We start from the raw sequence: 12,996 nt of genomic DNA, 5'->3' as shown, positions 1-12,996 counted from the left end.
ACGGTAAAGACGGAGAAACTCCAAAAGTTAAAATAGAACGCGACAATGCTAAGAAAGAGACAAAACTAACGTTCTACCTTGACAAAAACGGTAATAGTCAGTTTGATGAAGCCACTGATGAAGTTCTTGGAACATTTGTTGTAAAAGATGGCGAAACCGGACCTAAAGGAGACAAAGGGGATCCAGGTGTTTCCGGTCAAAATGGTATTGACGGGAAAGATGGTATTTCTCCAGTTATTACATTAACTGATAATAATGATGGAAGTTATACAATTTCAGTAACAAATCCTGACGGAACTAAACAAGAAGTCGTAGTTAAAAATGGGAAAGATGGAAAGGATGGAACATGTAATTGCTCTATTTCGCCAACAAATGGAACTCCTACCAATCCAACATCCACAAATGGAATTCCATCTAACGGAACGACGACTAGTGTTACACCATCAAATGGTTCTTCGACAAATGGAACTCCAACAAATAGTACACCTTATACAAATACACCAGGAAATAATACTCCTGTTGGAAGCACAACTATTGGAGGAGCAATTCCATCAGCAATTCCAGTGAATTCCGATAAGAATCCATCATTAGTCGCAAGTACTATCTCAACTGCAAATAAAGTAGCTAATGAGACTAACAATAATGCTATTTTGCCAAATACTGGAGCGCATACAGAAGTCATTCCAATGCTTCTAGGAAGTGGTATTCTTTTAACACTCTATGTAGGTAAAAGAAAAGAAGAATAGTTGTTAGAGTGATTTTTCTTAAAAAATTTATTTTTTCTAGAAAAGCACCTATTTAAAAGATCAGGAAGATTGAGTCGTAAGTACTCACTTCCTGATTTTTTTGTTAAATTTCCTTTTTCTTTCTCCAGTAAACGATTTCATAAAATTTGACTTTCCTATTAAACAAACGTAAAATAGGAATACACGTTTTTAGGGAGGAAAGATATGGATCAAGTGTTTATACGTTCATTTGATGCAATGCTTGAATTACGACATTTTACATCAATTATTTTGGCTTGTATTTGTGGTTTATTAATTGGTTATGAAAGAAAAGCAAGGAATAAACAAGCCGGAGTAAAGACACACGTGATTGTTTGTCTTACTTCTGCCTTAATGATGATTATTTCTAAAGAAGCTTTTCTGAACACTCCAGATTACGATACTTCACGTGTGGCTGCTCAAATTGTAAGTGGGATTTCCTTCATTGGTGGTGGTATCATTTTCATGAGGGATAAAAAAATAAGTGGTTTAACAACAGCTGCTGGTATTTGGGCTACTTCAGGGATTGGAATGGCCATTGGTGGAGGATTTTGGTTCTTTGGAATTGTTTGTAGTATCTTTGTTATGTTAATTCAATGGTTAACACATGATTTTACAAAACAGCAGCAGATTTATCAGGCAAGTATTAATGGAACTGTTGGAGATATTTCTCTTGTTCACGATATTTATGAATACTGTAATTTAAAACAATATCAAATAGCAAATGTGGATGTGAAAGATATTGGTGGAAAGTACGAAATCAATATTCAGATAGAGAATGATAAGAGAATCCTAATTGATGATATCGAATCAACTATCAGAGAAAGACATATTGACTTTAAAATTAAAAAGGTCAAATTTAAATCTTCTGAAAATAATCCGCAATAGTTATAGTGAGACTGGACTACTCCAGTCTCATTTTTTATATTTATTATTGATTAGAAAAGAGTTATTTGTGAGGGAATTGCTATTTTGTTTTTTAGCTGATAAACTTAATTTATATGAGAGATTTATTTCTTAGTTGAAGTTTTCGTAATAATCAAGATAAAGGAGTTTACTATTATGAATAGAGAAGAAATTATTGCGTTGCAACATCAACGTTATGCTACTAAAAAGTTTGACCCAACACGTCGTATTTCTGATGAAGATTGGGCAGCCCTTGTCGAAGTAGGACGATTAGCACCTTCTTCATTGGGGTTCGAACCTTGGAAGATGCTTTTACTAAACAATGAAGGAATGAAACAAGATTTAAAATCAATGGCATGGGGCGCTGTTTCAATGCTCGATGGAGCAAGTCATTTTGTGATTTATTTAGCTCGTAAAGGTGTAAACTATGAAACACCTTATATTGAAAAATTAATGCAAGAAGTAAGACATAGAAGTTATGATCCAGATTCTGCATATGCGCATCGAATCAAGAGCTTCCAAGAAAGTGATGCACAGTTAAACGATGAACGATCACTCTTTGACTGGGCAAGTAAACAAACGTATATCCAAATGGCGAATATGATGAATGCAGCAGTTTTGATGGGAATGGATTCTTGTCCGATTGAAGGATATGATAAAGCTAAAGTTGAAGCTTATTTAGAAGAAAAAGGCGTTCTAGATACATCAGAATTTGGAGTATCCGTCATGTGTGCGTTTGGTTATAGAGATGAAGACATTAAACCAAAAGTTCGTTGGAATACAGAAAGTATTTATGAAGTAATTGATTAGAAAAGATATTTCTTAGCAAACGACTACTATCTCAGTACATCAGTAATGAATAATTGCTACTGTACTGAGTTTTTGTTATATGAATATGGAAGAGAACGGAAAAAAGGATTAAAACGTGGTATAATATTCGTTGATTCTATAAGAATGTTTTTGTGAATGTAATATAGAAAGGATTCGAAACGTATGGCAACAATCCAATGGTTCCCGGGGCATATGGCCAAAGCGCGCAGGGAAGCAACTGAAAAATTGAAATTAGTCGATGTCGTGATTGAAATGGTGGATGCTCGTATTCCAGAATCAAGTCGCAATCCTATTATCGAAGAAATTAAAGGACAGAAGAAGCAATTAATCTTATTAAATAAAGTTGATTTGGCAGATCCATCTCAAACAAAACGTTGGAATGATTATTTTACTAGCCAAGGAATTAAAGTTCTTACAACAGAAGCTAAAGATGGCAAAGGGATAAAACAGGTTAAAGCGGCCATTAAGGAATTAATGGCGCCAGTCTTTGAAAAGAATCTGGAAAAAGGTATTCGTCCTAGACCGATTCGTTTAATGGTTCTCGGAATTCCTAACGTAGGAAAATCAACCTTTATCAACCGTATGATTAATAAAAATCAAGCTGAAACAGCAAATCGTCCTGGTGTTACAAAGGGACAACGCTGGTTAAAAATCGGAAATGATTTTGAATTACTGGATACTCCAGGTATTTTATGGCCAAAGTTTGAAAGTGAAGAAGTTGGGAATAAACTAGCACTTACGGGTGCGATTAAAGATGCACTCCTTCACATGGATGATATTGCACTTTTTGCTCTTAGTCAGTTTAAATTAGATTATCCAGAGTATTTAAAGAAAGCTTATCGTTTAATAGATAGCGATTTAGAACTTTCAAATGTTGATTTATTAATGTTAATTACAAAGAATTTAGGCTTTAAAGAAGATTATGAAAAGGCAAGTGAACGAATCGTGTTTGATATTCGTTCAGGAAAACTGGGTCGTTATACATTAGACCAAGCGCCTGTGTCGTTAACGGAGGAAGCATAATGGAAAAACGTTCCATCAAAGAAATTAAATTGATTCTTGAAGAAATTCAAACGTTGTCGGATGAACGTTTAACAGAACTTAGAAGTGACGATCGTAAAGGAGTTCAAGATTTAATCGCAAAGTTTGAACGTCAATTCGCCAAAAAAGCAGAACGTGCTGCACACTTTGAGGAAATGCAAAGCTTTGAACGTGCAGCCAAACAAAAAGGCTACCGAATGATTGCAGGAATTGATGAAGTGGGTCGCGGCCCACTTGCTGGTCCAGTGGTAGCAGCTGCTGTCATTCTTCCTGAAGGTATGGAAGATATTGGTCTCGATGATTCTAAGAAGTTGAGCGCGAAAAAACGCGAAGAAATCTTCGAAATGATTAAAGAGCAAGCTGTTGCCATTGGTATCGGTATTGTCGATGCATTCACGATTGATAAAATTAATATTTATGAAGCTAGTAAAGTGGCGATGAAGCGAGCGATTGAATTATTGCCTGAACAACCTGATTATTTATTAATTGATGCGATGAAATTGGATACAGGAATTCCAGAAGAAGGCATTATTAAAGGGGACGCGAAGAGCATCTCGATAGCTGCGGCAAGTATTGTTGCTAAAGAGGTAAGGGACCAAATGATGAAGGATTACGAACAACTGTATCCAGGATATGGATTTGCACAAAATTCAGGATATGGTACGAAAGCACACATAGAAGGTCTTGAGAAATTAGGTCCGACGCCAATACATCGTATGACATTTGCACCTGTAAAAGAATATCAACAATAAAGTTCCAAAAATAAACTCTTTCTCGTAAATAGTTTTGAAAACTATTTACCGGAAGGAGTTTATTTATGTTATTAACAAAAAGAAAACTATTAATTGGAATAGCGATTAGTGAAACATTGAATAGTAAACAGTTTTATGAGTTGTTTCAAAAATTGAATGATGATGTTTCTTTAAATCATCCATTTGTTTTAGGGGATGTAAAATTCAGCTTGCCCGAAGAAACTTCTAAATGGTTAGAGACATTTGATTGGTTAGCTTCTTTTGAAAAAATGAAGGCAGAAAAAGTAAAAGTATTGACCATTTTGGATGCTGTTTATCCAAGAAGGTTAAAAGAAATTTATTTACCTCCAATTGTTCTTTTCTATAAAGGAGAATGGTCTTTGTTAAATGAACGATTAGTCGCTTTAGTAGGTTCTAGAGAACATTCAAACTATGCAAAACAATGTACGAAAATCATTGTACAGGATTTAGTACAGAAGAAAATCGGAATTATTAGCGGTCTAGCTAAAGGAGTGGATTCTTTAGCACACCTTGAATGCTTGAAGGGTGATGGAAAAACGATAGCGGTTATAGGAAGTGGATTAGATGTTGTATATCCACCTGAAAATGCCAATCTCTATAAAGAAATAGGGGAAAAAGGTCTTATTATTTCTGAATATCCTTTAGGAAGTCGACCTTTGAAGTTTCATTTTCCTTACCGAAATCGCATCATAGCAGGGTTAAGCCATGGTGTTTGTGTAGTAGAAGCTAAAGAGAGAAGTGGAAGTCTAATTACTGCTAATATTGCCTTGAGTGAAAATAGAGAGGTATTTGCTATTCCTGAAAGTATTTTTTCATCGCATTCAAAAGGAACTAATCAACTAATTGAAGCTGGGGCTTGTTTAGTTTCTAGCGCTGAAACCATTGATAAAAATTTACATTACTTTCCATAAAAAAACTATAAGAGATAATTTGTTGCCTTGACAAAAAGAATGTGTTTAGATATGATGACAAAAGACAATTTAAACAATCTCGCTAAATACAGGCTTTTTGCCTGATATTTTAATATTAGACAGAGTAATGATGGAAGGAGCCATTTAATGGTGAAGCAAAACTTAGTGATTGTAGAATCTCCTACAAAAGCTAAAACCATTGAACGCTATTTGGGAAAAAATTTTAAAGTGGTCGCAAGTAAAGGTCACTTAAGAGATTTACCTAAGAGCAAAATGGGTGTAGATATTGAAAATAATTATGAACCTCATTATATTTCGATTCGAGGGAAGGGCGATTTAATTAAGTCTCTTAAAAAGGAAGCAGCCAAAGCAGATGCAGTTTATCTTGCAAGTGACCCGGATAGAGAAGGAGAAGCTATTTCTTGGCATTTAGCGCATTTATTAGGACTTGATTTAAACAAACCTATTCGTGTGGAGTTTAATGAGATTACAAAAGATGCAATTAAAGAAGCATTTAAGAATCCTAGAATGATTGACATGGATTTAGTTGATGCGCAACAAGCACGTCGTATTTTAGACCGCCTTGTGGGTTACACTTTATCTCCTATTTTATGGAAGAAAGTAAAAAAAGGATTGAGTGCTGGTCGTGTTCAAAGTATCGCGGTAAAATTAATTATTGATCGCGAAAACGAAATTAAAGCATTCGTTCCAGAAGAATACTGGACTCTTGAAGGACAATTCAAAAAAGAAAAGAAAGCTTTTGTAGCAAATTATTATGGTACAACTGCTGAGAAAGCGTCTTTAGATAAAGAAGCGACTGTGAAATCAGTAATGGACGAACTTTCTGAGAAGAAACCATTCAAAGTTACTAAAGTAACGAAGAAAGAACGTAGACGCAATCCTGCAGCTCCATTTACAACAAGTAGCTTGCAACAAGATGCGTCAAACCGCTTAAACTTCAGAACGCGAAAAACGATGATGGTAGCTCAACAACTTTATGAAGGGGTATCTCTTGGTCGTAGTGGTTCAGTCGGTTTGATTACGTATATGCGTACAGACTCAACTCGAATTTCAGCATCTGCCCAAAATGAGGCTTCTGAGTTCATTGAGAAAGAGTTTGGTAAAGAGTACTGTCTAGCGACCAAACGTACTGTAAAGAACGCTGAAGGCGCTCAAGATGCTCACGAAGCAATTCGTCCTTCATCTGTTTTACGTACACCGGATTCAATCGCAAGTTATTTAACAAAAGATCAATTGAAATTGTACACCTTAATTTGGTCTCGATTTGTTGCTAGTCAAATGACTGCAGCAGTTTATGATACTGTACAAGTAGATTTAGAACAAAACAATCATGTGTTTAAGGCAAAAGGATCTACAATTAAGTTTGCTGGGTATCAAAAGGTATATCAAGATAATGCAGAAGCGAAAAAAGGAAACGTGCTTCCGGAAATGCAAGTTGGGGATGAAGTTCAATTAGTAAAACTAAATCCAGAACAACATTTCACACAACCGCCTGCACGTTATTCTGAAGCTACGTTAATTAAAACATTAGAAGAAATCGGTGTTGGTCGTCCATCAACATATGCACCAACAATCGAAACAATCCAAAAACGTTACTACGTTAAATTAGTTTCTAAACGTTTTGAACCAACGGAACTTGGATATGTTGTTCATCAAATTATCGAACAATACTTCCCAAATATTGTCGACACTCATTTTACGGCTTCCATGGAAGACAATCTTGACCTTGTAGAAGAAGGAAAAGAAGAGTGGGTACAAGTTATCGATAAGTTCTACCAACCGTTTAAGATTGAAGTGGATAAGGCTGAAGTTGAAATCGAGAAAGTTCAAATTAAAGACGAACCAGCTGGATTTAACTGTGAAAAATGTGGCCATCCGATGGTGATTAAATTAGGTCGATTTGGCAAATTCTACGCATGTAGCAATTTCCCAGAATGTCATCATACACAAGCCATTGTTAAAGATATTGGGATTACATGTCCAACTTGTGGAAAAGGCAAAGTGATTGAACGTAAGTCGAAGAAAAATCGTATCTTCTATGGTTGTGATCGTTATCCTGAATGTGAATTCGTTTCATGGGATAAACCTGTAGGACGCAATTGTCCAAAATGTGATCACTACTTAGTTGAGAAAAAAGGTCGCGGTGGAAAACAAATTGCATGTAGTAATTGCGATTATAAAGAGGAAGTTCAAAAATAAAGGAAAGAGCACTTGGAGAAATCTGGGTGCTCTCTTTATGTGCGTGAAATTATGTTAGTGCATTGACTATGACGCAGAGTTTATTAAATATGTATTAATTGTCTTAATAATTTTGACAATTCGGTTGTAAGAAAGTGCTTACTGTGATAAAGTTAACGATAGGAGGAAGATGATGAAGAATGAAATGCAAGATTTCTTAGCGTATATAAAAGTTGAACGACGTTATTCACCAGAGACGATTCATGCGTATGAGCGTGATATTCAACATTTCTGCGATTACTTAACAGAAGTTCCAATTACGTCATGGAACGATGTATCTGTCGTTGATGTTCGAATCTATTTAGGAGTTTTACATCGTGAAAACTATAATCGTTCAAGTATTTCTCGGTTCCTTTCAAGTTTACGTTCTTTTTATTATTTTTTGGTAGAACGAAAAGCAGTAGAATCAAATCCTTTTGCGTCAGTCAGTTATAAAAAGGGTAAAATGCTTCTTCCAGAGTTTTTTTATGAAGATGAAATTGAAAAATTTATCAATTCTATTGATGGAAATCAGTCTTTAGACCAACGTAATAAAGCTCTAGTCGAAGTATTATATGCTACAGGTATGCGTGTCAGTGAGTTAACGAATTTAACTCTTGAGCAATTAGACCTGGATAATAGCGTTATCCTCGTCATCGGTAAAGGTTCTAAAGAACGCTATGTTCCGATTGGTGACTTTGCTAGAACGGCTTTAGAAACTTATCTTGAAGAAGGACGAAAGGATCTTATGGCTAAAGAAAGGAAGGAGCATTTTTTCGTGTTTGTGAATCATTTAGGTGATCCACTGACGACTAATGGAGTTCGTTATATTTTAGAAAAACTAATTCAAGAAAGTGGACTAACATTAAAGATTCATCCACATATGCTAAGACATACGTTTGCAACGCATTTGTTGAATAATGGTGCAGATATGCGAACTGTTCAGGAACTTTTAGGGCATGTAAGTCTTAGTTCAACTCAGATTTATACACATGTGACAAAAGAAGCTCTTCAACAAAATTACCAATTATATTTTCCAAGGTCTAAAGCTGGGAAGAACGAATTTGACGCTAGTGCCTTTAATAAGAATAACGGAGGAAAATCATGACTACAATTTGTGCAGTAAAAAAAGATAACCAAGTTGCTATGGCTGGTGACGGTCAAGTGACAATGGGTGAAAAAGTGATAATGAAGGGGACCGCTCGTAAAATCCGTCGTATTTTTGACAATCAAGTACTTGTGGGATTTGCAGGCGGTGTAGCAGATGCAATCACTTTAGAAGAAATGTTTGAAGATAAGCTTAAACAATTCAAAGGGAACTTACAACGTGCATCTATTGAAATGGCGAAACATTGGAGAAGTGACCGTGGTTTACAAAAATTAGAAGCGATGTTAATCGTAATGAATAAAGAACAAGTGTTACTTGTTTCAGGGACAGGAGAAGTCATTGAACCAGATGATGGTATTCTAACAATCGGTTCTGGTGGTAACTTCGCTTTATCAGCTGCTAGAGGTCTCCTAAGATTTGGGGATTCGAATTTAACAGCAGAAGATATTGCTCGTGAAAGTTTAAAAATCGCTTCAGAGATTGATATTTTTACAAACGATAATATCATTACTGAAACGTTGGCGTAAGGAAGTGGAAGTATGCAAGCAAATATTAGTAAAACACCTAGAGAAGTTGTGTCTGAATTAGATCAGTTCATCGTTGGGCAACAGGATGCTAAACGAGCGTTAGCGGTGGCTCTTCGAAATCGTTACCGTCGTCTATTATTAGATGAAGAAATGAAAAAAGAAGTTACTCCAAAAAATTTATTGATGATTGGACCTACTGGGGTTGGTAAAACTGAATTGGCTCGTCGTCTTGCTAAATTAGTTGATGCACCATTTGCAAAAGTGGAAGCAACTAAATTTACGGAAGTCGGTTACGTTGGGCGTGATGTAGAATCGATGGTTCGTGATTTAGTGGAAAATGCGATTCAAATTGTGACTAAACTAAAACAAGAAGAGGTAAAGCCGCAAGCTTTTGATAAGGCTGTTAAAAAGCTTGCGAAGATCTTAAAACCTGGAATCATGAAGAAAGTATCGAACCCACAACAAGATTCACTCTTCAATATGTTTCAACAAATGGGCATTCAAAACCCTGGATTAGAACCTGAAATGAAGGAAGAAGTCACAGAAGAAATTGCTCAAAGTCGTCGTGATATTGAGCAACAATTAAGAAATGGAGTACTTGATTCAAAAGAAGTAACAATTGAATTAACAGAGAAACCAATGCGGATGGCGGGTTCTGGTAACCAAATGGAACAAATGATGCAAATTCAATCCGTTCTTGACCAGATGACTCCTAAGAAGAAAATTAGCCGTACAGTCACTGTTAAAGAAGCGTTAGAACTATTAACTGAGGAAGAAGCAAATAACCTTATCAATCAGGAAGATATGCATGCAGAAGCTTTAAAACTAGCTGAAACATCAGGAATTATCTTTATCGATGAAATTGATAAGATTGCTGCAAAAGGTCAAAACGGAGGGGAAGTCTCAAGGGAAGGAGTACAAAGAGATATTTTACCAATCGTTGAGGGGAGCCAAGTGAATACGAAATACGGTGTGATTAATACAGACCATATTTTGTTTATTGCTTCTGGAGCATTCCATGCGGCTAAACCAAGTGATTTAATGCCTGAATTACAAGGCAGATTCCCGATTCGGGTTGAATTACAAGATTTATCAAAAGAAGATTTTGAACGCATTTTAATGGAACCTAAAAACGCATTATTAAAACAGTATAAGGCATTACTTGCTACAGAAAATGTGGAAGTCGTTTTCACAAAAGAAGCTGTTTCAAAATTGGCTGAGATTGCTTTCGAAGTGAATAGTACAATGGAAAATATTGGTGCCCGTCGTCTTCACACTATTTTGGAAACTGTATTAGAAGAATTATTGTTCGAAGCACCAACGATGCAAATGGGAAGCATCCAAATAACTGAACAATATGTAGAAAGTAAATTAAATGCGATTCGAGAGGATCAAGATTTAACTAAATACATTTTATAAAAAGGAGAATATACTCATGCGTAAAGTTTTAGCTGATTTAAGGAAGATTAATGAAATTGTCCAGTATGATAATATTTGGAGAGATTCTGAAACAGCAGATTTACCATTTAATAAACTAACAGAAATTTTGGGAACTCTTTTGAAAGTTGATTTATATATCGCATCAAGCGATGGAAGATTGTTAGGAATTCATGATGAATTTCAAGTAAATAACGATCGTATGAAGGAGTATAAAAATAGTAGACAATTTCCGGATTTTTATATGGACGGATTAACATCTTTAAAATTCACGAAGGAAAATATACCTGTAACGGATGAACTAACGATTTTTCCAGTTGAATTACATGATAATTTCAAGAATGCAATGACTACCATTATTCCAATTTTTACTTCAGGAATTCAATTAGGATTTGTAGTGATGGGGAAGGATGAAGAACCTTTTTCAACCGACGATCTTATTTTGGCTGAACACGCAGGAACAGTAATTGGAACAGAAATGTTGCACTGGTATACAAGAAAGATTGAGCAAGAAAAGAGAGAACAACAAAATGTTCATTTAGCTCTTAGTTCGTTATCTTATAGTGAATTAGAAGCCATTAAAGTGATTATCCAATTGTTTGATGGTATGGATTTAAGATTCACTGCTTTAAAAATTGCGAAAGAGTATAATATTACTCGTACAGTAATTGTAAATGCTATTCGTAAACTTGAATCAGCAGGAATTATTGAAAGTCGCAGCCTAGGAACTAAAGGAACCTATATAAAAATAAAAAATCAAAATATCAAAAAATCCTTATTAACTGAATTAAAACATTCATAAACTAGAGGCGATTACATGGATAACATTTCTTTAGAAAATAAATTTTTAAAAATTAGAGTAAAACTTTTTGGGGCAGAACTAACTTCTGTATTTGATAAAGAGACTCATACGGAATATATGTATCAACCAGATGGGATTCATTGGAATAAACAATCTCCAATTTTATTTCCGAATATTGGTGCTATTCGAAATAACTCTTTTTCCTACAAAGGGAAAGATTACGAAGCTAGAAAACATGGTTTTGCTCGTGACTATGCATTTAAGTTAGAGGATAATGGAAGTGATTTTGCCACTTTCTTACTTACGAATGAGATGATTGAGGAAAACTATCCTTTCGATTTTCAATTGCGTCTAAAATACACCTTAAATGGTCGTCAATTAGATATGAGTTATTTCGTTACTACTCAAAGTCCAGAAATGTACTTTGCAATTGGTGGTCATCCAGCATTTAGAGTACCGTTGGAAGAAGGATTGTCGTTTGAAGATTATCGAATCCAATTAGATTCGAAAAGTTTGATTCATAAACTAGAATTAGAGATTCCATATCTTGCTTCGCTAGAAGGAACTTCGTATCCTGAAAGAGAATTTCGATTACACCATGATTTATTTACGAATGATGTATTATTATTTAAATCAAATTCCCCTCATTTCAAAGGCAAGTTGTATTCTCAAAAAGGGAATAGAAGCGTAACTGTACTTTTAAATGGGATTGGTGCTTTAGGAGTATGGACTATGCCTGATGATTCTCCTTTTGTTTGCTTTGAACCTTGGGATGGATATCCAGACTTGGCGAATGATTTTACGCAAAATTTAGAAGAAAAAAAGAATGTCTTGCGAATCACAAATATGACACCTTATCAATCTACAGCCAGTTTTATTTTCGAGTAAAAGAAAAGACACTAAGTACTTACTTAGTGTCTTTATTTTTTTGTTCCCAAGGCATTGGAACTTTATTTTCCGTTCCATTTAAAATTCTTTGGATATTGGAACGATGTCGATAAATGATAAAAATATCTATTGCAAGCGCAAAAAGTGTTAGTGTCCAATCATTGAATAGTAGAGAAAGGAATGCTCCTAAAGTGATAGTAACCATAGCAGTAAGGCTAACCATTCGGGTAATTGCAAGGAGTACTAAGAAAATAATAAGTCCATATAAAAGTAATAATGGTTGGTAAGCTAAAATCATTCCAGCAAAAGTAGCAACCGCTTTTCCTCCTTTGAATGAAGCAAAAATGGGAAAAGTATGACCAATAACCGCGAATGAGGCAATCCACAATGGAGAAATATCAGGTTGCTTAAATATAGTTAAAGCAAGAATCATCGCTAAGAATCCTTTAAAGATATCACAGAATAATACTAGAGAACCCGCTTTTTTTCCTAAAACTCGAAACGCATTTGTTGATCCTAAATTTCCACTCCCATATTGGCGAATATCTTTTTTAAAGAAATACTGCCCAACCCATAATCCAGATGGAATCGAACCAAGTAAGTATGCCACTATGGCACCAATTATAAATGTAAATGACATTTGTTTGACTTCTCCTTTTAAAAACAGTCTAGAAACAGTTTAACACAAAAACATTTTAACTTACAATTCTAATAAGAAATGTTATTATAACGCTATTTATGAAGGGAAATCTTGCGAAAATATTTAAAAA

At 35.0% G+C, this 12,996-nt stretch carries 13 protein-coding genes; 12 read left to right on the top strand and 1 reads right to left on the bottom strand.

The genetic code is table 11. The features are described from left to right. From HMPREF3103_RS07980 to HMPREF3103_RS07925, 12 genes are all read left to right on the top strand, one after another. A partial coding sequence (locus tag HMPREF3103_RS07980; RefSeq protein WP_148128826.1) for a collagen-flanked surface repeat-containing protein occupies positions 1–746 on the top strand: 746 nt, incomplete at its 5' end. 204 nt (positions 747–950) lie between these two features. Next, the gene (locus HMPREF3103_RS07975; RefSeq protein WP_070439055.1) at positions 951–1,652 is read left to right on the top strand and encodes an MgtC/SapB family protein; all 702 of its coding nucleotides are present in this window, start codon (positions 951–953) and stop codon (positions 1,650–1,652) included. Positions 1,653–1,826: 174 nt separating this feature from the next. After that, positions 1,827–2,480 (top strand): NAD(P)H-dependent oxidoreductase, encoded by a 654-nt coding sequence (locus HMPREF3103_RS07970; RefSeq protein WP_049554601.1) that lies wholly within the window; start codon positions 1,827–1,829, stop codon positions 2,478–2,480. A 183-nt stretch (positions 2,481–2,663) separates the two neighbouring features. Further along, positions 2,664–3,524, top strand: coding sequence for a ribosome biogenesis GTPase YlqF (gene ylqF, locus HMPREF3103_RS07965; protein ID WP_005605431.1), 861 nt, complete (start codon positions 2,664–2,666; stop codon positions 3,522–3,524). Then, a complete protein-coding gene (locus HMPREF3103_RS07960; RefSeq protein WP_070439052.1) occupies positions 3,524–4,294 on the top strand; it encodes a ribonuclease HII in 771 nt (256 codons plus the stop codon). The genes ylqF and HMPREF3103_RS07960 overlap by 1 nt, the downstream gene beginning before the upstream one ends. Positions 4,295–4,359: 65 nt before the next feature. After that, a complete protein-coding gene (gene dprA, locus HMPREF3103_RS07955; protein WP_070439049.1) occupies positions 4,360–5,226 on the top strand; it encodes a DNA-processing protein DprA in 867 nt (288 codons plus the stop codon). Positions 5,227–5,373: 147 nt separating this feature from the next. Next, positions 5,374–7,446, top strand: coding sequence for a type I DNA topoisomerase (gene topA / locus HMPREF3103_RS07950; RefSeq protein WP_070439046.1), 2,073 nt, complete (start codon positions 5,374–5,376; stop codon positions 7,444–7,446). 172 nt (positions 7,447–7,618) lie between these two features. Beyond that, the gene (gene xerC, locus HMPREF3103_RS07945; RefSeq protein WP_083278775.1) at positions 7,619–8,572 is read left to right on the top strand and encodes a tyrosine recombinase XerC; all 954 of its coding nucleotides are present in this window, start codon (positions 7,619–7,621) and stop codon (positions 8,570–8,572) included. Further along, positions 8,569–9,099 carry an HslVU peptidase proteolytic subunit gene (hslV, locus tag HMPREF3103_RS07940; protein ID WP_070439039.1) on the top strand — a complete coding sequence of 177 codons (531 nt, stop codon included), beginning with the start codon at positions 8,569–8,571 and terminating at the stop codon, positions 9,097–9,099. Before xerC ends, hslV begins: the two co-directional genes overlap by 4 nt. Positions 9,100–9,111: 12 nt before the next feature. Next, a complete protein-coding gene (gene hslU, locus HMPREF3103_RS07935) occupies positions 9,112–10,518 on the top strand; it encodes an ATP-dependent protease ATPase subunit HslU (RefSeq protein WP_070439034.1) in 1,407 nt (468 codons plus the stop codon). A 16-nt stretch (positions 10,519–10,534) separates the two neighbouring features. Beyond that, on the top strand, positions 10,535–11,338 hold the full coding sequence (gene codY, locus HMPREF3103_RS07930) for a GTP-sensing pleiotropic transcriptional regulator CodY (protein ID WP_070439031.1): 804 nt from the start codon (positions 10,535–10,537) through the stop codon (positions 11,336–11,338). Between the two features lie 15 nt (positions 11,339–11,353). Beyond that, positions 11,354–12,226, top strand: a complete 873-nt coding sequence (locus HMPREF3103_RS07925) for an aldose epimerase family protein (RefSeq protein ID WP_070439028.1) — start codon at positions 11,354–11,356, stop codon at positions 12,224–12,226. A gap of 19 nt (positions 12,227–12,245) precedes the next feature. On the opposite strand, the gene plsY is transcribed toward HMPREF3103_RS07925, so the two are convergent. Next, the gene (plsY, locus tag HMPREF3103_RS07920; RefSeq protein ID WP_070439024.1) at positions 12,246–12,866 is read right to left on the bottom strand and encodes a glycerol-3-phosphate 1-O-acyltransferase PlsY; all 621 of its coding nucleotides are present in this window, start codon (positions 12,864–12,866) and stop codon (positions 12,246–12,248) included. Between the last annotated feature and the right edge of the window lie 130 nt (positions 12,867–12,996).

It is taken from the genome of Granulicatella sp. HMSC30F09 (genome assembly GCF_001806915.1).
Lineage (GTDB): Bacteria > Bacillota > Bacilli > Lactobacillales > Aerococcaceae > Granulicatella > Granulicatella adiacens.
The sequence above is the reverse complement of the archived record's forward strand: the minus strand, read 5'-3'. Positions and strand labels throughout refer to the sequence as shown.